The following is a 24,089-nucleotide window of genomic DNA, read 5'->3' as shown; positions in this document are numbered from 1 at the left end:
CAAATAACAATATGAGAAAATTTATAATTTTTTTAGCAATTTGTCTTACAACTTTCAGCTGTAATGATGATTTAAATGTAGAGCCAGATTTTTTATCTGAGAGTTCTGTCTTTGAAGATAAAGCTTTAACAGAGGCATATATGTCACAGATTTATGAATCTATGCAGTTTATGAATACTACTTCTTTTGGGCAAACAAATATGGGCCTTATTAGTGCAATTGGTGCAGAAGCTATTGCTTTTGCTAATTGGCAAGCACCAAACCAAGCTTTTTTAAGAACCTATTCTCAACAAAATGGGGCAGGTACACTTGGCTACTGGGCTTATGGGGCAGTAAGACAAAGTAATTTTATTATCGAAAATATTGTCAATAGTAAAGCTTTTGAGAAAGAATATAATTGATAAAAAAATACTGGAAGCAAGATTTTTAAGAGCTTATATCTATTTTGATATGGTAAAAAGATATGGAGGTGTTCCGTTAATAACAAAGGTTCAAAAAGCAGATGACCCTGAAGAAGAATTGTTTCCAAAGCGTGCAAAAGAACAAGAAATATATGATTTTATTTATACGGAACTTAATGATATTATAGGTAAATTTTCTGATGATAGAACTGGAGCAGAAGGTAGAGTTGATAAATATACAGCTCTAGCACTACAAAGTAGAGCAATGCTTTATGCAGCGAGTATCGCAAAATTTGGTGAAGTTGATTTAGATGCTGTTGTTGGTATTAATTCATCTTTAACAGAGCAGTATTATAAAAGAAGTTACGACGCTTCTGTAGCTTTAGAGAAAAGTGGAGTATTTAGTCTTTATAATGCAAGTCCAAGTGACAAAGTGAAAAATTTTGGAGATTTATTTTTAACAGATGGTTTAGGTAATCCAGAGGTAATTTTTGCAGAAGTATACGAGCCAATAGTAAGAGGTCATAATTTAGATTACTTAGCGCATCCAGATGGTTTTAATACTACCTGGAACTCTAATTTCCCTGTACTGTATGATTTTGCTGAGTTATTTGAGTATAAAGATGGAAGACAAAATGTACCAAGATCTATGCTTACAGCAAATAATGATTGGGATATAAAAGATTTTTTCGGAGAAAAAGATCCTAGATTTGTAGCTTCAGTATTTTTTCCTCAAACTAGTTGGAGGGGAGAAGAAGTTTACTTTCATACAAACACTACTTACACTTTAAACGGACAAGTTGTAACAACAAATCAAGGTAATATAGACGTAAATGGTGCTACTTGGCCTGCATCTGGACCTGCAAGATCTATTAGAAATACATCTCTTCTATTAAGAAAAAGGTTAGATCCAAATTTACCACTTTCTGGTGTTATTGAGTTAGGGTCTGGGCAAGATTTTTTTGTATTTAGATATGGTGAAATCCTTCTTAATAAAGCGGAAGCTGCTTTTTATTTAAATAATAGTGGAGAAGCTCTAGATGCCATTAATGAAATTAGAGATCGTGCTGGTATGCCTCTTAGAACTATTGCTACAGAAGAAAATATTAGGTTAGAAAGACAAGTAGAATTAGCTTTTGAAGACCATAGGTTTTGGGATTTAGTTAGATGGAGAACAGCAGTTGAAGAAATGGATGGAGTAAGGATGTCTGGATTGGTTTTTAGGTATAATTTAGATACAGATAGATATGTGATTACTTTAAAAAATGCAGAAACTCAAACGAGAATATTTGGAAAAGAACGTTATTATTTACCAATCTCACAAGGACTTATAAGTGATAATGAAAATTTAGTACAAAATCCTGGTTATTAATAATAACTAAAAAGTAAGGAAAATAGTTTTTTGAGATATAAAATTCCATCATTCAAAATTACTTAGATTGATGGAGTTTTATTCTTATAAATCACGTTACAATTAAATTTTAAAACCTAACAATTTAGGTGCAATGTTATAATATATTTAGATTTCATCTTTCTAAATAAGTTTAATAGTTTAAGTAATATTATCTATGTTTCAACAGATATAAGGTATTTTAAGAACACTTATTTAATCTAAATTTGTAAGTAAACCATTTTATTTATGATAGTAAATACTTTCAAATATAAAACAAGCTATGTTTTTTGTTTTCTAATACTGCCTGTTTCAAATGGTTTAACCTCAAAGGTTTTAGATATTGAGATTGATAAAAATAAAAAGCATCAAAAAATAAAAAGATTTGGAGTTTCATATAATTGGCTTTGTTAATTTGAATTGGCTTAATGAAAAATAGCAGAACTATTATTTAGTAAAGAATTAGCTAATTATAGTGATACAGATAAACAAGTTCAATTTTAAAATTTTTCTTTAAATAAAATGTACGTCACCTCAGGTGATAAAAATTTAGAATTAATATCAAATAATACTATTATTACTAAAAAATAAAAATCAATTAACACAATAATAGGATGTCAAAAAATAGAAATATGAATGCAATTTTAAATAAGAAATTTGAGTTGATTTTGTGCCTTTTTTTTACAGTGATTATTTTAAACGCTTGTAAGACAAAAGGCACTATTTCAAAAGAAGAAAAGAAAAGACCTAATATTCTTTTTATTGTAGCAGATGATTTAGGTGCGCATGATTTAAGTTATGCAGGAAGTACTTATTATGAAACACCAAATATAGACGCAATTGCAAATGAAGGTGTAGAATTTACACAAGGGTATGCTGCTGCCCAAGTATGTAGCCCTTCAAGAGCCAGTTTAATGACGGGTCAACATACAGCAAGACATGGTGTTACTGATTGGATTGGTGCTCTAACAGGCGAGACTTGGGGTGAAAGAAAAAACACAAAAGTTTTACCACCAGAATACGTAAACGCAATTTCAGAAGATAATATTACCATAGCAGAAGCATTTAAAGAAGGTGGTTACAAAACATTTTTTGCAGGAAAATGGCATATAGGGGACGTATCTTATGGACCAGAAAGTAATGGTTTTGATATTAATATTGGAGGTTGGGAAGTTGGTAGCCCCAAAGGAGGTTATTATGCACCTTGGAATAATCCAAAATTAGATTATAAATATAAGGGCGAAAACTTAACAAAAAGACTCGCTTTAGAAACCGCAGACTTTATGTCTGAGAATAAAGACGAGCCATTTTTTGCAATGTTATCTTTTTATGCAGTTCATGGTCCAATAGAAACTACACAAGAAAAATGGAACAAATATAGAAACAAGGCAGAAGCGCAAGGAATACCAGAAAAAGGTTTTGAAATGGAGCGTATTTTGCCAATAAGAACTGTTCAAGACAATCCTGTTTATGCAGGTTTAGTAGAATCTATGGATGATGCTGTGGGTGTTGTTTTAAATAGATTAAAAGAATTAGGTTTAGATAAAAACACAATTATAGTTTTCACTTCAGATAATGGAGGTGTTGCAAGTGGAGATGCATTTTCTACTACAAATTTTCCATTAAGAGGAGGAAAAGGTTATCAATGGGAAGGTGGTATTAGAGAGCCATATTTAATTAAAGCCCCAATGTTAAAAAATTCTCCAAAAGCCGTTAGCTACCCAGTTTCTGGAGTAGATTTTTATCCTACGCTTTTAGATTTAGCTGGTGTAGCATTAAACCCTAAGCAAATTATAGATGGTGTTAGTTTAGTGCCTTTATTAAAAGGAGAATCTTTAGAGGATAGAGCCTTATTTTGGCATTATCCACATTATGGAAATCAAGGAGGTGAGCCAGTAAGTATTATCAGGAAAAATGAATTTAAATTGATTCATTATTATGAAGATGGAAAAGATGAATTATATAATTTAAATACTGATCCTAAAGAATTAAATGATGTTTCTTCTTCAAATTTAGAAATAACAAAAAAATTAAGAGCAGAATTAGATGAGTATTTAAAAAATGTAGATGCAAAAGTACCTACTACAAATAAAAACTACGATGCAAAAAAAGCTACTGAATTGCAAGAAAATAGAAAAACGAAAATGATGCAAAGTTTAGAAAAGCAACGTAAAGATTTTTTAAAGAAAGACTTTAAACCAAATGAAGATTGGTATAACAGTAGTTTAACCAAAGACTAAATTATTAATACGAATTATTAAAATAAATTATGGAAATCAATCATCAAACACAAACAGAAAGTAATAAATTTAATTTTAGATACTTGCTTTTTTTAGCATTAGCTTCTGCAATGGGAGGGTTTTTATTTGGTTATGACTGGGTGGTAATTGGTGGTGCAAAACCATTTTACGAGTTATATTTTAATATTAGTGATATGCCAACTCTACAAGGTTGGGCAATGAGTAGTGCTTTAATAGGTTGTATTTTCGGAGCCATAATTTCGGGTTTTGCTGCAGATCGTTTTGGACGTAAAAATCCTTTAATTTTTGCAGCTGTATTGTTTACATTATCTGCTTTTGGTACTGGTTATGTAGATAATTTTACACCCTTTATTTTTTATAGATTATTAGGTGGTTTAGGTATTGGGTTGGCTTCTACATTATCACCAATGTATATCGCAGAAATTGCACCAGCAAAGTATAGGGGGCAATTTGTTGCTATTAATCAACTTACCTTAGTAATTGGGATTTTAGTAGCACAAATAGCTAATTTTTTAATTTCAGATCCAGTTTTAGATGAAGCTACTATGCTAGATTCTTGGAATGGTCAAACTGGTTGGAGATGGATGTTTTGGGCAGAAATAATTCCAGCTATCTTATTCTTTGTGTTAATGTTTTTAGTACCTAAAAGTCCTCGTTTTTTAATGAAAATGAATAATGTAGTTGCAGCTAAAAAAGTATTAGCTAAAATTGGAGGAAATTCTTATGCAGAAGAGGAAATTAAAAGTATTGCTTTAACCCTAAAAGAAAGTGGAAGTGTTAAAATTAAATTTTCAGATTTTAAAAGTCCTAAAGTAAAACCCATTTTAATTATAGGTATTGTTTTGGCAATTTTTCAACAATGGTGTGGAATAAACATCATTTTTAATTATGCTGAAGAAATTTTTACAGCTGCTGGTTATAGTGTTGGAGATATGTTATTCAATATTGTAATTACCGGAAGTGTAAATCTAATTTTTACCATAATTGCAATGAGAACAGTAGATAGCTGGGGTAGAAGAAAATTAATGCTTTTTGGTTCTATTGGTTTAGGGGTTGTATATGCTATTTTAGGGGGTGCTTATTATATGCAGTATACAGGTTGGCCTGTTTTGGTATTGGTATTAACAGCAATAGCTATTTATTCGATGTCTTTAGCACCAATTACTTGGGTTGTTTTGTCAGAGATTTTTCCAAATAAAATAAGAGGAGTTGCAATGTCTATAGCAACATTTTCATTATGGGTTGCATCCTTTATATTAACATTCACTTTTCCAATATTAAATGATGCTTTAGGTGCTTCTGGTACTTTTTGGGTATATAGTATTATTTGTGTTTTAGGGTTTTTATTCATCAAAAAGAAATTACCAGAAACCAAAGGGAAAAGTTTAGAAGAAATTGAAGCAGAATTAACAAAAGACAAGTAAAATACAATGATATTCAGTTTAAAAAAATCAACAATAATTTTTTGTATAGGCCTTTTATTAAGCATCAATTTTGCTTGTGCTCAACAAAAAAATAACATATCTATAAATCAGATAAAAGTTGAAACCTATTTAGATTCAATCAAAGTTAAATTGATGAAAAAGTGGCCAAATAATAAGTCTGTAAATTTAGTTTTTCATGGACATTCTGTACCAACAGGATATACTACCAAAGGTGTTGTAGATCGTTTAAGCGCATATCCTTTTAGAACCTTAAAAAAGGTAAATGATTATTATCCTTACTCTGTAGTAAATACAATTACAACGTCTATTGGTGGTGAGCAATCTGAACAAGGAGCAAAAAGATTTAAAGAAGAAGTTTTAAGCTACAGACCAGATGTACTTTTTATAGACTATGCTTTAAATGACAGAGGAATAGGTTTAGAAAGAGCAAAAATAGCTTGGGAACAAATGATTGTTGAAGCACTAGAATATGGAACAAAAGTAATTTTATTAACTCCAACCCCAGATTTAAGAGAAGATATTTCATCCGAAGAAACAAAACTAGCAAAACATAGTGCTCAAATTAGAGCACTGGCAAAAAAATATAATGTTGGTTTAATTGATAGTTATGTACTATTTAAAAAATTAGCAAAAAAACAACCCTTAGTTGGTTATATGTCTCAAAACAATCATATAAATCAGAAAGGACATCAGTTTGTAGCAGATGTAATTTTTGAATATTTTAAATTATAAATAAACTAATTATAATATGAAATTTTGCACCATCGTAAAATCCTTTACTATTTGTTTTACAATTCTCTTTTTTATTTCCTGTGGAAATAAAAAAGAGAACAGCATCGATTTATCAGGTAAATGGAGTTTTCAGGTTGATTCTTTAGATCAAGGTATTACAGAGCAATGGTATCAAAGTCAATTTAAAGAAACCATAACATTACCTGGTTCTATGAACACAAATGGAAAAGGTGATGAGTTAAGTGTTAAAACAAAATGGACTGGTAATATTTGGGACAATGATAGTGTTTGGTACAAAGATGCAAAAATGGCTAAATACAGACAAAAAGGAAATATTAAGCTTCCTTTTTGGTTAACCCCTAACAAAAAATATACAGGAGCAGCTTGGTATCAGAAAAAGGTAACGATTCCATCTGACTGGAAGGATAAAAAAATAGATTTACATTTAGAGAGAGTGCATTGGGAATCTACAGTTTGGGTAGATGCTATAAAAATAGGGATGCAGAATAGTTTAGCCACAGCACATGATTATAGTTTAGGAGCTGCATTAACTGCCGGAGAACATACCATAACGATAAGGGTAGATAATAGGGTAAAAGATATTGATGTTGGAAAAGATGCACATAGTATTTCTGATAACACTCAAAGTAATTGGAACGGAATTATTGGAGATATAAAACTAATAGCAAAACCTAAAATAGCAATAGGTAATGTAAAATTATACCCTAATGTTACTGATAAAAAGGTAAAAGTTGTTATTCAGATTGAAAACCTCACCAAAGAAAACCAAACAGCAAAGTTAACTTTAATTGCCAACGAAAAATTTGTAGAAGGCAATTCTTTAAATACTTTAAAAGAAGAAATTACAATTAGCGGAAATAATGAGGTTGTTTTACATTATGATATGGGTGATAGCCCAAAGCTTTGGGATGAATTTAATCCCAATGTGTATCAAATGCAAATTACTTTAGATTCCAAATCGGGTACAGATAGAAAAAACATCGATTTTGGAATGAGAGAATTTAAGGCAAATGGAAAAGTCTTTACCATTAATGGAAGGCAAACTTTTTTAAGAGGAACCTTAGAAAGTGCTATTTTTCCATTAACAGGTTATCCACCAACCGATGTTGCTTCTTGGAAGAGTATTTACAAAGTAATTAAAAATCATGGTTTAAATCATGTGCGTTTTCATTCTTGGAGTCCACCAGAAGCTGCTTTTATTGCTGCAGATGAAGAAGGAATTTATTTACAAGTAGAGGCTTCTGCTTGGGCTACTGTTGGCGATGATAAACCAATTGATGGATGGCTCTATAAAGAAGGAGAGGATATTATAAATGCATACGGAAATCATCCTTCATTTGTATTGATGACGCATGGAAACGAACCACATGGAAAGAATAGTAAAGAGTATTTAAGAGACTATGTAAATCATTTTAAAGATTTAGATAATAGAAGATTATATACTAGTGGCGCAAATTGGCCATATATAGATAATCTAGATTACTTTAATGGTGGAGCACCAAGAATTCAAGCTTGGAATCAAAATTTAAAAAGTATTATAAATGCACAACCTCCTCAAACGTTATTTGATTGGAGTACGCATATTAACAAAACTCCAATGCCTTATGTAAGTCACGAGATTGGTCAGTGGTGTGTGTATCCTAATTTTGAAGAAATGTCTAAATATACAGGCGTTTTAAAACCTAAAAACTTTGAAATATTTCAAGAGTCTTTGGCAGAAAATGGAATGGCAGATTTAGCTAAACAATTTTTAATGGCTTCTGGTAAATTACAAACCTTATGTTACAAAGCCGATATAGAAGCAGCTTTAAGAACTAAAGATATGGCTGGATTTCAATTGTTAGATTTACACGATTTTCCAGGTCAAGGAACTGCACTTGTTGGGGTTTTAGATGCATTTTGGGGAGAAAAAGGATATGTATCTCCAGAAGAGTTTAAAGCATTTAGTGGTCAAACAGTTGCTTTAGCGCGTTTTCCAAAAAGAACATTTAAAAATACAGATACTTTAAAAGTAGCTATTGAAGTTGCACATTTTGGTGAAAAAACATTGAAAAATGTAACACCTAAATGGTCTTTAACAAACATTGATAATACTGTTTTTGCAGAAGGAAATTTAGTTGAAAAAGATATTGAAATCGGAAACGGAACTCAATTAGGAGAAATCAGTTTATCACTTTTAAAAATTGAAAAAGCAAGAAAACTGACACTTTCTATTGATGTGAACGAGTTTAAGAATACTTGGGATTTATGGGTGTATCCGAATAAAATACCAGCAATTACAAATGAAAATATTGTAAAAGTTGTAAATAAATTAGATGCATCAACGGTTAATTATCTTCAAAAAGGAGGTAATGTTTTATTTAACATTACAAAAGGAGATATAGCAGCAGATAAAGGTGGTGATATTGGGATTGGTTTTTCAAGTATTTTTTGGAATACCTCGTGGACAAATGGTCAAAAACCACATACTTTGGGTATTCTGTGTGATCCTAAAAATCCGGCTTTAGCAGATTTTCCAACAGAATATCATTCTAATTGGCAATGGTGGGACGCTATGACAAATTCTAATGCAATTATTTTAGATGATTTACCAAAAATGACTCCAATTGTAAGAGTGGTTGATGATTGGTTTAAAAACCGAAGACTAGGGTTGGTCTTTGAAGCAAAAGTTGGCAAAGGGAAAATCATCATTTCTGGAATCGATTTACACACAAATTTAGAATCAAGATTAGAGGCAAAACAACTCTTGTACAGTTTAAAAAAATACATGACAACATCTGAATTTAATCCAGAAGTTACGTTAGAAATTAATCAAATTAAGAGTTTGTTAAAATAATAATAAACATGAAAATATTTAATCAAATTAAGATACTTGCAATATGTTTTTCTGTGCTTATTTTAGGAAGCTGCAAAAACAATACAGATACTAGCATCGATTTATCAGGTAAATGGAGTTTTCAGGTTGATTCTTTAGATCAAGGTATTACAGAGCAATGGTATCAAAGTCAATTTAAAGAAACCATAACATTACCTGGTTCTATGAACACAAATGGAAAAGGTGATGAGTTAAGTGTTAAAACAAAATGGACTGGTAATATTTGGGACAATGATAGTGTTTGGTACAAAGATGCAAAAATGGCTAAATACAGACAAAAAGGAAATATTAAGCTTCCTTTTTGGTTAACCCCTAACAAAAAATATACAGGAGCAGCTTGGTATCAGAAAAAGGTAACGATTCCATCAGACTGGAAGGCTAAAAAAATAGATTTACATTTAGAGAGAGTGCATTGGGAATCTACAGTTTGGGTAGATGCTATAAAAATAGGGATGCAGAATAGTTTAGCCACAGCACATGATTATAGTTTAGGAGCTGCATTAACTGCCGGAGAACATACCATAACGATAAGGGTAGATAATAGGGTAAAAGATATTGATGTTGGAAAAGATGCACATAGTATTTCTGATAACACTCAAAGTAATTGGAACGGAATTATTGGAGATATAAAACTAATAGCAAAACCTAAAATAGCAATAGGTAATGTAAAATTATACCCTAATGTTACTGATAAAAAGGTAAAAGTTGTTATTCAGATTGAAAACATCACCAAAGAAAACCAAACAGCAAAATTAACTTTAACTGCTATCGAAAAATCTGTAGAAGATTTTTCTTTAAATACTTTAAAAGAAGAAATTACAATTAGTGGAAATAATGAGGTTGTTTTACATTATGATATGGGTGATAGCCCAAAGCTTTGGGATGAATTCAATCCCAATGTGTATCAAATGCAAATTACTTTAGATTCAAAATCGGGTACAGATAGAAAAAACATCGATTTTGGAATGAGAGAATTTAAGGCAAATGGAAAAGTCTTTACCATTAATGGAAGGCAAACTTTTTTAAGAGGAACCTTAGAAAGTGCTATTTTTCCATTAACAGGTTATCCACCAACCGATGTTGCTTCTTGGAAGAGTATTTACAAAGTAATTAAAAATCATGGTTTAAATCATGTACGATTTCATTCTTGGAGTCCACCAGAAGCTGCTTTTATTGCTGCAGATGAAGAAGGAATTTATTTACAAGCAGAGGCTTCTGGATGGAATAAATTAGGAGATGGAAACCCTGAAGACAAATGGTTTTATAAAGAAGGAGAGGATATTATAAATGCATACGGAAATCATCCTTCATTTGTTATGATGACTTATGGTAATGAGCCTCATGGAGAAAATCATAAAGAATATTTAAGAGACTATGTAAATCATTTTAAAAAATTAGATAGTAGAAGATTGTATACTAGTGGTGCTGGTTACCCTTATTTAGATAATTTGGATTATTACAATCACAGAGGTCCAAGAATACAAGGTTGGGATGAAAATTTGAAAAGTATAATTAATGCCAAGCCTCCACAAACTGTATTTGACTGGAGTACATTTATAGATAAAACACCAATGCCTTATGTGAGTCATGAAATGGGTCAGTGGTGTGTGTATCCTAATTTTGAAGAAATGTCTAAATATACAGGTGTTTTAAAACCTAAAAACTTTGAAATATTTCAAGAGTCTTTGGCAGAAAATGGAATGGCAGATTTAGCTAAACAATTTTTAATGGCTTCTGGTAAATTACAAACCTTATGTTACAAAGCCGATATAGAAGCAGCTTTAAGAACTAAAGATATGGCTGGATTTCAACTGTTAGATTTACACGATTTTCCAGGTCAAGGAACTGCACTTGTTGGGGTTTTAGATGCATTTTGGGGAGAAAAAGGATATGTATCTCCAGAAGAGTTTAAAGCATTTAGTGGTCAAACAGTTGCTTTAGCGCGTTTTCCAAAAAGAACATTTAAAAATACAGATACTTTAAAAGTAGCTATTGAAGTTGCACATTTTGGTGAAAAAACATTGAAAAATGTAACACCTAAATGGTCTTTAACAAACATTGATAATACTGTTTTTGCAGAAGGAAATTTAGTTGAAAAAGATATTGAAATCGGAAACGGAATTCAATTAGGAGAAATCAGTTTATCACTTTTAAAAATTGAAAAAGCAAGAAAACTGACACTTTCTATTGATGTGAACGAGTTTAAGAATACTTGGGATTTATGGGTGTATCCGAATAAAATACCAGCAATTACAAATGAAAATAATGTAAAAGTTGTAAATAAATTAGATGCATCAACTGTTAATTATCTTCAAAAAGGAGGTAATGTTTTATTTAACATAACAAAAGGAGATATAGTAGCAGATAAAGGTGGTGATATTGGCATTGGTTTTTCAAGTATTTTTTGGAATACCTCGTGGACAAATGGTCAAAAACCACATACTTTGGGTATTCTGTGTGATCCTAAAAATCCGGCTTTAGCAGATTTTCCAACAGAATATCATTCTAATTGGCAATGGTGGGATGCTATGACAAATTCTAATGCAATTATTTTAGATGATTTACCAAAAATGACTCCAATTGTAAGAGTGGTTGATGATTGGTTTAAAAACCGAAGACTAGGGTTGGTCTTTGAAGCAAAAGTTGGTAAAGGAAAAATTATTATGTCAGGAATCGATTTACACACAAATTTAGAATCAAGATTAGAGGCAAAACAACTCTTGTACAGTTTAAAAAAATACATGACTACTGTTAAATTTAATCCTGAAGTAAGTTTAGAAATTAACCAAATAAAAAAATTATTGAAATAGAAAATCGTCAGTAAAAAATATAAACTTAAAAAAAATATAGCACCAAAGCTAACCAAAGAATAATTAAAAATATAGCATTATGAAAACTGTTAAAGTTTGGAGAGAAAAAGTGGTTATACCCACTTACGAGGTTGGAACACCTGAGAAATATCCAGTTTTTTTAGAAAAAAGAGTATATCAAGCAAGTAGTGGAGCAGTTTATCCAAACCCTGTAATTGAAAAAATTAGCGACACGAAAGTAGATAAAGAGTGGAACGCTATTTATATTGAAAACGATTATATAAAAGTAATGATTTTACCAGAATTAGGAGGTAGAATTCAAATGGCGTATGACAAAGTTAGAGAACGTCATTTTGTATATTACAATCACGTTATAAAACCAGCTTTGGTAGGTTTAACAGGTCCTTGGATTTCTGGAGGAATAGAATTTAATTGGCCACAACATCATAGACCAAGTACTTATGACCCTACAGATTCTACTATTGAAGAAAATGAAGATGGTAGTAAAACTATTTGGGTAAGTGAGTTAGAAAGAATGTTTCGTACAAAAGGAATGGCTGGTTTTACATTGCATCCAGACAAAGCATATATAGAAATTAAAGCACAATTATACAACAGAACTCCACATCCACAAACGTTTTTATGGTGGGCAAATCCAGCAGTGGCTGTAAATGATCATTATCAATCTGTTTTTCCACCAGATGTAAATGCGGTTTTTGATCATGGAAAAAGAGATGTATCTGAATTTCCGATTGCAAAAGGAGAATATTATAAAGTAGATTATTCACCAGGAACAGATATATCAAATTATAAAAATATTCCTGTACCAACAAGTTATATGGCAATTACGTCTGAATATGATTTTGTTGGTGGTTATGAGAATGATTCTAAAGGAGGTTTGTTGCATATAGCAGACCATAATGTATCACCAGGAAAAAAACAATGGACTTGGGGAAATGGAGATTTTGGAAAAGCTTGGGATAGAAATTTAACGGATGAAGATGGGCCTTACATTGAATTAATGTGTGGTGTTTATACAGATAATCAGCCAGATTTTACATGGATGCATCCCTATGAGGAAAAAAGTTTTACCCAATATTTTATGCCATATTATAATGTTGGTGTGGTTAAAAATGCGACGAAAGAAGCAATGGTTAATTTAGAAATTGTTGATGGAAAAGCACGCGTAAAAGTACACGTAACCTCTACTTATAATGATGGAATTATTTCTTTAAAAGGTAAAAATGGAGTTTTATTAGAAGAGGTTGTTCAGCTTTCTCCAAGAAATGGTTTTGAGAAGCTGATAGAAGTAAATGGTTCTAAATTTGAAGATTTAGAAGTATCAGTTTCTGATAAATTAGGTAATATTTTAGTTTCTTGGACTCCAGATAAGGATTTATCAACAGAAATTCCAGATCCTGCAACTGCAGCAAAAGAACCTAGTGAAATAGATTCTGTAGAAGCATTATTTTTACAAGGTTTGCATTTAGAGCAATACAGGCACGCAACTTTTAATCCTATGGATTATTATGAAGAAGCGTTAAGAAGAGCTCCTGGAGATGTTAGAAATAATAATGCAATAGGATTGTTATATTTAAGAAAAGGACAATTAGAAAAAGCAGTTTCTTATTTTGATACGGCTATTGCTTCTTTAACAAAACACAATCCAAATCCTTATGATGGTGAGCCTTATTTTAACAGAGGAATTGCCTTAAATTTCTTAGGGAAGAAGAAAGAGGCGTATGCAAGTTTCTTTAAATCTTGTTGGAACGCTCAATGGCAAGATGCAGGATATTTTAATTTAGCACAAATTGATACTTTTAGAGGAGATTTAACAAAAGGTTTAGATTTAATTGATAGAGCATTAATTAAAAACTGGCATAACCACAAAGCAAGACATTTAAAAGTAATTATTTTAAGAAAACTAGGGAAATTAGACCAAGCAAATCAACTAATTAATGATTCTTTAGCAATCGATAAATTTAATTTTGGTGTTTTGTATGAGCGTTATTTAATTTCAAATAAAGCAGAAGATCTACAAGCGTTTAAAGATATTATTAGAGGGTATGCACATAACTATAATGAGTTTTCTTTAGATTACGCCATGGCTGGTCAGTTTAACGATGCAATTTCTTTATTAAAGGTGTTTACCAATGATAATGATACAGTGTACCCAATGGTTTATTATTTTATGGGTTGGTATTTTGATCAAAAAGGAGATGTAACTAACGCTTTTGAATGTTATAAAAAAGCTTCTACAATGTCTGCAGATTATTGTTTTCCAAACAAAATTGAAGAAGTTTTAGCATTGCAAGCAGCAGCTAAAGCAAACCCAAAAGATGCTAAAGCACATTATTATTTGGGGAATTTTTGGTATGCAAACAGGCAGTATAAAGAGGCACAAAACGCTTGGGAGAAATCTTTAGATTTAGATGATACTTTTGCAATTACACACAGAAATTTGTCTCTTTTATATTTTAATAAAACGGAACAAAAAGAGTTGGCAAGAACACATTTAGAAAAAGCATTTTCTCTAGATAATACAGATGCTCGTTTATTAATGGAGCTAGATCAATTTTATAAAAAAGTAAACGTTTCTGCTGTTGAACGATTAGAATTGTTAGAAAAATATATCGATTTAACAAACTCTAGAGACGATTTATACTTAGAACGAGTTGCGTTGTATAACACAAAAGGTGATTTTGAAAAATCTGCAGAATTAATGGCAAATCGTCAGTTTCATCCTTGGGAAGGTGGTGAAGGAAAAGTACCTTTTCAATATTTAACTAGTCAGGTAGAATTAGCAAAAAAGCACATTAATTTATACAATTTTGAAAAAGCAATTTTATGTTTAGAGCAAGCTAAAATTTATCCTCATAATTTAGGTGAAGGAAAATTAGACGGAACGCAAGAAAATGATATTGATTATTGGTTAGGTTGTGCATATGAAGGTTTAGGTGAACAGCAAAAAGCGGCTACACATTTTAAGTTAGCTTCGGAAGGTTTAAGTGATCCAAGTCCTGCAATATTTTACAACGATCAACAACCAGATAAAATCTTTTATCAAGGTTTGGCATTGCTAAAATTAAATAGAATTAAAGAGGCAAATGTTCGTTTCGAAAACCTAATTAATTACGGAATTGCGCATATGAATGATGACGTAAAGTTAGATTATTTTGCAATTTCATTACCAGATTTATTAATATGGGAAGAAGATTTAAATGATATTAATAAAATTCATTGTAACTATTTAATTGGTTTAGGCCAATTAGGTTTAAAAAATCAACAAAAAGCGAGTGAAAGTTTTGATAAAGTAATCGAAATGGATTTATATCATTTACCAGCACATTTACATGCACAATTAGTTTTAGTAAGCTAATAATATTTAAAAAAATTACGCTGTTATGGTTTCTTTTGTTGTATTTAATTCGATAGGAGAAACCAAACAGATTTAAAAATAGTTTGTAAAAAAAGATCTTTTTTCTTGAAATCTATCAATAAAAATAATCTTTATAAAAGGACTTTAAAAGAGTAATAATTCAGTTTTAAAAGCGAATAAAAACAATAAAATTAAACAGAAATAATATGAAAAAAACAAGAAATCTATGTATGTTGTTGGTTTCACTTTTAGTGAGTCAATTTATTATTTCTCAAAATAAAACAAAAAAACCAAACATAGTAATTATTTATGTTGATGATTTAGGTTACGGAGATATTGGTGTAAATGGTGCTATAGGTGTAAAAACACCTTTTGTAGACGAGTTAGCAAAAAATGGTTTAAATTTTACGGATGCACATAGTGCTGCTGCAACTTGTACGCCCTCTCGTTATTCTTTATTAACAGGTAGTTATGCGTTTAGAAATAATGCCGCTATTTTAGAAGGAGATGCTCCTTTAATTATTGATACAACTAAAGAAACGCTACCAAAAATGCTGCAAAAAGCGGGTTATACTACAGGTATTGTTGGTAAATGGCATTTAGGATTAGGTGCAGGTAAGATAGATTGGAATCAAAAAATTCCTTTAGGACCAGAAGAAGTAGGTTTTGATTATAGTTTTTTAATTCCTGCAACTGGAGACAGAGTTCCTACTGTATTTTTAGAAAATCAAGAAGTAGTTAATTTAGATAAAAATGATCCTATTACTGTAAGTTATGGCACAAGAATAGATGGATATCCTTGGGGATCTAAACATCCTGAATTGTTAAAACAACATACAGATCCTTATCATCAAGGAGCAGTAATAAACGGAATTAGTAGAATTGGTTATATGAAAGGTGGTAAAGATGCTCTTTGGGTAGATGAGAAAATTCCTTTTGTTTTATCAGAAAAAGCCACTGGTTTTATTGAAAAGGAAAAAGAAAATCCGTTTTTTTTATACTTTTCTTTACATGACATTCATCAACCAAGAATTGCCAATATAAAATTTGTAGAAAGTAGTACAATGGGCCCAAGAGGCGATGTTATTGCACAAATGGATTGGTGTGTTGGTGAAATTACAAAAGCTTTAAAAAAGCAAAATTTATTAGACAATACACTTATTATTTTTACAAGTGATAATGGGCCTATTTTAGATGATGGTTATTTAGATTATGCAATTGAATTACTTGGAGATCATAAACCAGGAGGAAAATATAAAGGAGCAAAATATTCAGTATTTGAGGCAGGAACAAGAATGCCAACTATTTTACATTGGCCAGCAAAAGTAAAACCGGGTAAAAGCGATGCTTTATTATCTCAAGTAGATTTATATGCTACTTTAGCCTGTTTGTTAGATGTTAAAGTTGCTAAAAATGCAGCACCAGATAGCGAAAATCATTTAGACGCTTGGTTAGGGAAATCTAAAAAAGGAAGAGAGTTTTTATTAGAAGAAGCCTATACTTATGGACTTCGTTTTGGTAAATGGAAATACATACAACCAAAAGATAAACCAATTCCTGATTGGATTGCTAAAAAGTTTGTTGATCCTGGTTTTAGTGCAGAAATACAATTATTCGATTTAGAAAAAGATCCATCAGAAGAAAATAATATTGCAAAAAACAATCCAAAAATTGTTAAAAAGATGGAGAATAAGCTTAAAGAAATTTTAAAATAGAGATGTTTTATGAATAACTATTATAGATACTTCGCCTTAATTTAAAGCCACTATAAAATCTGTATAAAAAAAATTAAATCATCCTTATTAAGTAAAAGCTGCGTGCAATGATTTTTTAACAATTTTGGAAGGTTCATAAAGTTTATTGAATTCCAAAATCAAAAGAATCAACAGATTTATAAAAGTTAAAAAGAATAAAAATGGAGTTAAAAAACATAAGAATCAACTTTTTATTAAGTATTGCATTTTGTTTATTTTTTAACAACATACATGCGCAAACTAATATTGTTATAAACCCAGAAACCAAACATCAAACGATAGAAGGTTGGGGAGTTTCTTTAGCTTGGTGGGCAAATCTTGTTGGAGGTATGTCTCAAGAAACTATAGATGAAGTTGCAAATTATGCTGTAAACGATTTAAATTTAAATGTATTTAGATTTAACATTGCAGGAGGAGAAAACCCTACTTGTACAGAAGGAGCTCATATTAGAAAAGATGGTGGTTTATTGCCAGGTTATAGAACTCAGCAAAAAAATAATGAAGGTTGGGGTGTAAATAATTATACAAATGATGCTCGACAAATTGCAGTTATGAATAAAATTGCTGAATTAAGAGCGTTAAAAGGAGATATTATTACAGAAATGATTTCTTATTCTCCACCTTGGTGGATGACACATAGCCAATGTTCAGCTGGTAATGTTGTTGCTACACAAGAAAATTTAAAACCAGAATTTATAGACGATTTTGCAGATTATTTAGTTTCTGTTTCTAAAGGTTTAGATACTATGTATCCTTCTTGGAATATTAGTTATTTAGAAGCTTTTAACGAACCAATTTCTGGTTATTGGAAAAAAGGAGGAAAACAAGAAGGTTCAGCTATTTATCCTGCAACTCAGGCACAAATTTTATGGAGAATGTGGCAAAGAAGAAGAGATTTAGATTTTAACTCTTTGAAATTTACTGCTGCTGATAATTCTAAAATAACAAGCTCACTATCTAATTTAACTACTCTAAGAAATAATAATTTGAATGAATATAATGGTATTTCTAAAATAAGCACTCACAGTTATGGAGGTAGTTGGCAAGATAAAGCCAATTTAGCTTTGTTTGCAAAAAATAATGGCAACAAACCAATTTGGCAAACAGAAACAGGTCCTTTAAGTTGGGATAGAAATGGCAGAGGTTGGTTTGCAAGGCACTATGATATGGCGTATAGATTGGTAGAAGATGTAAGAAATTTAAAAGCTACAGTTTGGTGCGATTGGCAGTTAATGTCTAGAGACGATGGTTGGGGTTTGCTTCACCAAACAAATTGGGATGAAAGTAAGCCGTTTCAAGAGCCTATTTTAAATAAAACAAGAGGTTTTTATTGTCGTAAAAACGTAACTAATTTTATAAAAGTTGGTTATAAAATAATAGCAACTGATGAAGGAAATACCATTGCTGCTTTAAGTCCTGATGAAAATGAAGTGGTTTTAGTACTCGTTAATAGCTCAGAAGATACTAGAGAATATTCTATAGATTTAAGTAAATTCTCTAATGTAAATGGTTATAAAGCCTATAGAACTTCCGAAAAAGGAGAAGATACTACAGAAAACACTATTGAAAATATAAATTTAAAAGGACAATTAACAAAAAAATCTATAAGATATAATGCACCTGCTTATTCTGTAAGTACGTTTGTTATTGATGTTTCTAAATCACTTTCCACATCAGTATTTAAAAAAGAAGGCTTTAAATTTTATCCAATTCCTTTTGCTACGGAAAGTACTTTTAAGTTTCCACGCAATTTAATTAATGGTCGTTTAGTAATTTATAATGTTTTAGGTATGGAAGTTAAAAAAATTGAAAACATTAATAGTAAAGAACTAAAAGTAACCAGAGAGGATTTAGAAAACGGAACTTATTTATATAAATTAGAGGAAGATTCTACAACTTTATCTTCAGGAACCATTGTTATCAATTAAATCAAATAATTTAAAGAACCCATTTATGAAATTAATTAGTTCAATTTTTAGTGTTTTTATAATACTTTTTCTATTTGCTAACTGCACAACTAATAAAATAGAAACAATTTCTTTGGAAGGAACTTGGCAAGTAAAATTAGACTCTACAGATATAGGTAATCAAGAAAACTGGGCTTCAGCTAAATTTGAAGGACAAAATATAAATTTACCTGGTACTTTAGATGATGCTGAAATTGGAGTAAAAAGTACGTTAGAACCAGCTATGAACAACTATGTATTGTCTAATCTTACTAGAAAATATCAATATATTGGTAAAGCTTGGTATCAAAAAGAAATAGAAATTCCGAATGCTTGGGTAAAAGAAAATATTACGTTGAGTTTAGAGAGAATTATTTGGGAATCTACCGTATTTGTAAATGGTAAATTAATTGGTAAAAATAATAGTTTAGTTGCTAAGCATGATTATAATGTTACTGAACATTTAACTGAGGGCAAAAACTTGATAACCATACTAATTGATAATGGTAATAAATTTCCGTACATAAATGTTGCAGGAACCAGATACCCAGACAAAGTAAACCAAGATATGGCACATGGTTATACCAACCACACTCAGATAAAATGGAATGGTATTTTAGGGGATATTCTTTTAAAAACGGCATCAAAAAATGCACCAGAAAATTTACAAATTTATCCAATTAGTAGAGCAAATAAAATAAAAATAAGTTTTGAGCAAGCATCTGTTTTAGAGAATGAAATAAAGTGTATTATAAAATCTAAAGATGGTAAAGAGGTTTTTAGTGAAAACGTTTCTATTGAAAAAGGAGAGAAAAATACGGTAAGTTTCGAAATTGATAAACCAGAAAACCTGCAGCTTTGGGACGAATTCCATCCAAATTTATATGATGTTACGGTTATAACTAAAACAGGAGAAATAACAGATAGTTTTGGATATAAATATTTGGGTAATGATAATGGAGATTTAACATTAAACGATAAAAGAATTTTTTTAAGAGGAAACTTAGAATGTGTTATTTTTCCATTAACAGGTTATCCGCCAACAAAAAAAGAAGATTGGGCAAAATTAATAACTCAGGCAAAAGCGTATGGTTTAAACCATTTACGTTTTCATTCTTGGTGCCCACCAAAAGCAGCCTTTGAGGCAGCAGACGAAGCCGGTTTTTATTATCAGGTAGAATTACCTCATTGGAGTTTAGAGGTTGGAAAAGATCCAAGCACAACTGCTTTTTTGAGAGAAGAAGCGCAAAGAATGTTAAAAGATTATGGGAATCATCCTTCTTTTATTTTTATGGCTTTGGGTAACGAATTACAAGGAGATATTAGTGTTTTAAATGAGATGGTTGCAGAGTTAAAACCTATAGATAACAGACATTTATATGCTACAACAGCATTTTCTTTTCAAAGACCAACAGGAACAAGACCAGAAAAAGAAGATGAGTTTTTTATTGCGCAATGGACAGATAAAGGTTGGATTCGTGGACAAGGCGTTTTTAATGCCAAACCTCCACACTTTAATGCAGATTTTACTGCCGGAGCTTCACATATAAAAATCCCTTTGGTTACACATGAAATTGGTCAATACTCAGTATATCCAGACATGAGTGAAATTAAAAAATACACAGGTGTTTTAGATCCTTTAAATTTTAAGGCAATTAAAATAGAATTAGAAAATAAAGGACTTATTGATTTTGCACCAGATTTTACTTTTAACTCAGGAAAATTAGCTGCTTTATTGTATAAAGAAGAAATAGAAAGAGCCTTAAAAACACCAAGTTTCGATGGCTTTCAACTACTACAATTACAAGATTTTCCTGGTCAAGGAACAGCTTTGGTAGGATTATTAAATGCTTTTTGGGAATCTAAAGGTGTAATTACTGCAGAAGAGTTTAGCCAATTTAACAGTGAATTAGTGCCACTAATTCGTTTTGAAAAAGCAGTTTACGAAACGGGAGAAAACTTTAAAGCAACTTTAGAAGTTGCTAACTTTTTTGAAGACAAAACAAACCAAACTTTAGATTGGGCAATTACTAATAATGCAGGTTCAGTTATAAAAAATGGGAGCTTTAGAAATGTAAATTTATCAATAGGAAACAATGTAAATTTAGGTAAGATAGATTATGCTGTAAACGTAACAAAAGCTGAGAAATTAAATATTACAGTAAGTTTAAAAGGGACAAAATATACCAACAATTGGCATATTTGGGTGTATCCAAAAAAAGTAACAACAACAGCTAAAGATATACTTATAACATCATCATTTAAAGATGCGGAAGCAGCCTTAAAGCAAGGGCAAAAGGTGTTGTTAAACCCTAATTATAAAGCCTTAAAAGGTATAGAAGGTAGGTTTGTACCTGTTTTTTGGAGTCCGGTACATTTTCCTAATCAACCAGCAACAATGGGTTTAATGGTAGATGATAAAAACCCTGCTTTTAATAGTTTTCCAACAGATACTCATACAGATTGGCAATGGTGGGATTTATGTATCAACTCTAAATCTATAGTTATAGACTCTTTAGAGGTTACACCAATAGTTCGTGTCATCGATAATTTTGTAACGAATCATCATTTAGCAAATGTATTTGAAACAAATGTAGGAACTGGAAAATTAATATTTTCTGCTATTGATATAAGCTCAACATTATCAGAAAGACCAGTTGCAAGACAATTACGTTATAGTTTATTAAACTATATGCAAAGTGATGCTTTTAAACCGTCTAAAAATATTGAAATGAAAGATTTAGATGTAGTTAAAACAGCAGGCGAAAGTGCTGAAAAGTTTGATTTTTTAAAAATGGATATAGGTTATTAATCAACTATTTTAAATCTTTTATTGTAAATACCTTGTAGATAATTAATTAAAAAAAAACTAAAAATGAAATTACATAAACTTATATTTTTCTTCTTGTTCGCATTTTCTTTTCAGTTTTTTAGTCAAGTTAACTCTATAAAAAACGGTACTTTTTGGAGAGATACAGCGGGTAATAGAATTAATGCCCATGGTGTTGCAATCATAAAACATCAAGGAATTTTTTATATGATTGGTAATGATATGAGAGATGCCTTTACTTTTAAGGGCATTAACTTATATGCTTCTACAGATTTAATGAATTGGGAGTTTAAAAAAACAATTATTGATAAAAATACAAACAATGAATTAAAAAACTTAGAACGGATTACAGAAAGGCCTTGTTTAATTTACAATGCTTTAACAAATACTTTTGTAGTATGGGTTAAATACCAAAATGCGTCATATACCAATAATAAAGCAGCTGTTTTTTATGCTAGCACAATAGATGGAAGTTACACTTATGATAGAGAGTTTTTTCCGAAAGGATATGATTCTAATGATGCTAGTATGTTTGTAGATACAGATGGTAAAGCTTATTACGTATCAACAAATAAAGCAAATCAAAGTTTAAATTTATACACATTAACAGATAATTTTAGAGGTGCAGAAGATGCAACTGTTTTATTTTCTGGTCAGAATAAAGAAGCGCCTGTTATTTTTAAAAAAGATAATATTTATTACATGTTATCATCTACTAAAACAGGTTGGGATCCTAACCAAATGCAATATAGTACTTCTACAAACTTAAAAAGTGGTTGGTCTTCTTGGAAAAACGTAGGAAATAAAATTACATTCGATTCTCAACCTACAGACGTTTTAACAATTACAGGTACAGCAGGCACTAATTATTATTATGTGGGTGATAGATGGAGAGATCCAGATATTAGAAATTCTAAAACAGTACTATTTCCGTTAACAGTTAATAACGGAACATTAAGTATGAATTATGTAAGAGAATTTAAAATCAATTTAACAACAAGTACTTGGTCTGCTTTTGATGATAATGCCTACGTTCCAAAAAATAATTGGAGTGTAGTATCTGTTTCTAGTCAAGAAACAGTTTCTGGTAATTTTCCTTTAACAAATGTTTTTGATGGTAATAAAAATACAATATGGCACTCTCGTTACAATTCTGGACAAGATAATTTTCCTCATGAATTTGTAATAGATTTGGGTGCTAGTTATAGTATTTCTGGCTTAAGTTACGTGCCAAGATTAGATAATAGTTTAAATGGAATTCTTAGAGATTTTCAACTTTTTTTAAGTGAGGATGGCATTAATTGGGGAGCTCCGGTTGCTTCTGGTTGGTTAGGGTATTGGAGCGAACTATATTTTCAACAAAAAAGTGCTAAATTTATGAAGTTTGTTGCGCTTTCAGACTTTAATGAAACTAGTTTTGCAACAGCATCAGAAATAAAATTAATAATTAGTAGCGAGTATACATCTGGAGGAATAAACTCTTACTACAATACAGATAGTCAAGGCTGGAAATCAGGAACAAACATTCAAGTAAACCAAGGAAGTCAAGTGCAATTTGGACCACAAGCGCAAGATAATTTTGGGCAAACACAATATTTTGGAACATTTAGTTGGCATGGACCTAATGGTTATTATTTTAATGGAAGAGCACCTGTGTTAAATAATATTCAGTCGAAAGATTTAGGTACTTACACAGTTTTTTATTTAGATGATAAATTTAATGTTCAAAAACAGGCAATAGAAGTGTTTTCTAATACCATATTATCTACCAAAAACATTAATCTTGAAGAATCACAAATTTCTGTATATCCAAACCCTGCAAAAGATATTTTAACTATTAAAAATGCAGACGATGATACTCTTTATAAAGTTTATAATATTCTCGGAAAAGAGCTAATTAAAAACACAGGAAAAACTATTGATATCTCTAAATTAGATGTTGGATATTATGTTATTTTAATAAACAACAAGGCACACAAATTTGTTAAAGAATAATAAATCTATAAATACTTTTTTTTAACGAACTTAAAAATCTACTGCACAATTTTGTATTAAGACGCATTTTTATAAATATTTTTTTGTCTATATATACAAAAGTAAAGACTATGTTTATAAAAGTGATATGTGTTATTTTTATTTTTTGAGAAATTTTGATTTCTTAAAAAGTATTTTGATACCCTTAAAACTTCAATTTTAAGTTTTGTTTAATTAAAAATCGATTGCTAAATATCACAAAATCAACATA

Annotated in this window: 12 protein-coding genes; all 12 read left to right on the top strand. The window is 30.6% G+C overall.

Annotation, left to right across the window (positions count from 1 at the left end; genetic code table 11):
* The first annotated feature begins 11 nt into the window (after window positions 1–11).
* The 12 genes from GQR92_RS11270 (at window position 12) to GQR92_RS11215 (ending at window position 23,839) form a co-directional block, all read left to right on the top strand.
* Complete coding sequence (locus GQR92_RS11270) at window positions 12–401, top strand: hypothetical protein (protein ID WP_158839580.1); 390 nt, start codon at window positions 12–14, stop codon at window positions 399–401.
* On the top strand, window positions 382–1,773 hold the full coding sequence (locus GQR92_RS11265) for a RagB/SusD family nutrient uptake outer membrane protein (RefSeq protein WP_158839578.1): 1,392 nt from the start codon (window positions 382–384) through the stop codon (window positions 1,771–1,773). Before GQR92_RS11270 ends, GQR92_RS11265 begins: the two co-directional genes overlap by 20 nt.
* 704 nt (window positions 1,774–2,477) lie before the next feature.
* Complete coding sequence (locus GQR92_RS11260; RefSeq protein WP_233269840.1) at window positions 2,478–4,031, top strand: sulfatase; 1,554 nt, start codon at window positions 2,478–2,480, stop codon at window positions 4,029–4,031.
* 29 nt (window positions 4,032–4,060) lie between these two features.
* Window positions 4,061–5,476 (top strand): sugar porter family MFS transporter, encoded by a 1,416-nt coding sequence (locus GQR92_RS11255; protein WP_158839576.1) that lies wholly within the window; start codon window positions 4,061–4,063, stop codon window positions 5,474–5,476.
* 153 nt (window positions 5,477–5,629) lie between these two features.
* Window positions 5,630–6,229, top strand: a complete 600-nt coding sequence (locus GQR92_RS11250) for an SGNH/GDSL hydrolase family protein (protein ID WP_199269130.1) — start codon at window positions 5,630–5,632, stop codon at window positions 6,227–6,229.
* Window positions 6,230–6,245: 16 nt separating this feature from the next.
* Entirely contained in the window at window positions 6,246–9,086 is a 2,841-nt protein-coding gene (locus tag GQR92_RS11245; protein ID WP_158839572.1) for a sugar-binding domain-containing protein, read from the top strand.
* A gap of 8 nt (window positions 9,087–9,094) precedes the next feature.
* Window positions 9,095–11,935: a sugar-binding domain-containing protein gene (locus GQR92_RS11240; RefSeq protein WP_158839570.1), complete on the top strand. Its 2,841-nt coding sequence runs from the start codon at window positions 9,095–9,097 to the stop codon at window positions 11,933–11,935.
* Between the two features lie 79 nt (window positions 11,936–12,014).
* Window positions 12,015–15,314 carry a DUF5107 domain-containing protein gene (locus GQR92_RS11235; RefSeq protein WP_158839567.1) on the top strand — a complete coding sequence of 1,100 codons (3,300 nt, stop codon included), beginning with the start codon at window positions 12,015–12,017 and terminating at the stop codon, window positions 15,312–15,314.
* Between the two features lie 206 nt (window positions 15,315–15,520).
* The gene (locus GQR92_RS11230) at window positions 15,521–17,029 is read left to right on the top strand and encodes a sulfatase-like hydrolase/transferase (RefSeq protein WP_158839565.1); all 1,509 of its coding nucleotides are present in this window, start codon (window positions 15,521–15,523) and stop codon (window positions 17,027–17,029) included.
* A gap of 200 nt (window positions 17,030–17,229) precedes the next feature.
* A complete protein-coding gene (locus GQR92_RS11225) occupies window positions 17,230–18,996 on the top strand; it encodes a glycoside hydrolase (RefSeq protein WP_158839563.1) in 1,767 nt (588 codons plus the stop codon).
* Window positions 18,997–19,021: 25 nt separating this feature from the next.
* On the top strand, window positions 19,022–21,826 hold the full coding sequence (locus GQR92_RS11220; RefSeq protein ID WP_158839561.1) for a sugar-binding domain-containing protein: 2,805 nt from the start codon (window positions 19,022–19,024) through the stop codon (window positions 21,824–21,826).
* Between the two features lie 63 nt (window positions 21,827–21,889).
* Window positions 21,890–23,839 carry a family 43 glycosylhydrolase gene (locus GQR92_RS11215; protein ID WP_158839559.1) on the top strand — a complete coding sequence of 650 codons (1,950 nt, stop codon included), beginning with the start codon at window positions 21,890–21,892 and terminating at the stop codon, window positions 23,837–23,839.
* The last annotated feature ends 250 nt before the right edge of the window (window positions 23,840–24,089 follow it).

The sequence above is a fragment of the Polaribacter sp. L3A8 genome (assembly GCF_009796785.1).
Classification (GTDB): Bacteria; Bacteroidota; Bacteroidia; order Flavobacteriales; family Flavobacteriaceae; genus Polaribacter.
This window is presented reverse-complemented; position numbering and strand designations above follow the sequence as displayed.

What these genes read in the sequence shown, in the direction of transcription:
- GQR92_RS11270 (WP_158839580.1), top strand. Translation starts at nt 12, where the DNA reads ATGAGAAAATTTATAATTTTTTTAGCAATTTGTCTTACAACTTTCAGC.
- GQR92_RS11255 (WP_158839576.1), top strand. Translation starts at nt 4,061, where the DNA reads ATGGAAATCAATCATCAAACACAAACAGAAAGTAATAAATTTAATTTT.
- GQR92_RS11250 (WP_199269130.1), top strand. Translation starts at nt 5,630, where the DNA reads ATGAAAAAGTGGCCAAATAATAAGTCTGTAAATTTAGTTTTTCATGGA.
- GQR92_RS11245 (WP_158839572.1), top strand. Translation starts at nt 6,246, where the DNA reads ATGAAATTTTGCACCATCGTAAAATCCTTTACTATTTGTTTTACAATT.
- GQR92_RS11240 (WP_158839570.1), top strand. Translation starts at nt 9,095, where the DNA reads ATGAAAATATTTAATCAAATTAAGATACTTGCAATATGTTTTTCTGTG.
- GQR92_RS11235 (WP_158839567.1), top strand. Translation starts at nt 12,015, where the DNA reads ATGAAAACTGTTAAAGTTTGGAGAGAAAAAGTGGTTATACCCACTTAC.
- GQR92_RS11230 (WP_158839565.1), top strand. Translation starts at nt 15,521, where the DNA reads ATGAAAAAAACAAGAAATCTATGTATGTTGTTGGTTTCACTTTTAGTG.
- GQR92_RS11225 (WP_158839563.1), top strand. Translation starts at nt 17,230, where the DNA reads ATGGAGTTAAAAAACATAAGAATCAACTTTTTATTAAGTATTGCATTT.
- GQR92_RS11220 (WP_158839561.1), top strand. Translation starts at nt 19,022, where the DNA reads ATGAAATTAATTAGTTCAATTTTTAGTGTTTTTATAATACTTTTTCTA.
- GQR92_RS11215 (WP_158839559.1), top strand. Translation starts at nt 21,890, where the DNA reads ATGAAATTACATAAACTTATATTTTTCTTCTTGTTCGCATTTTCTTTT.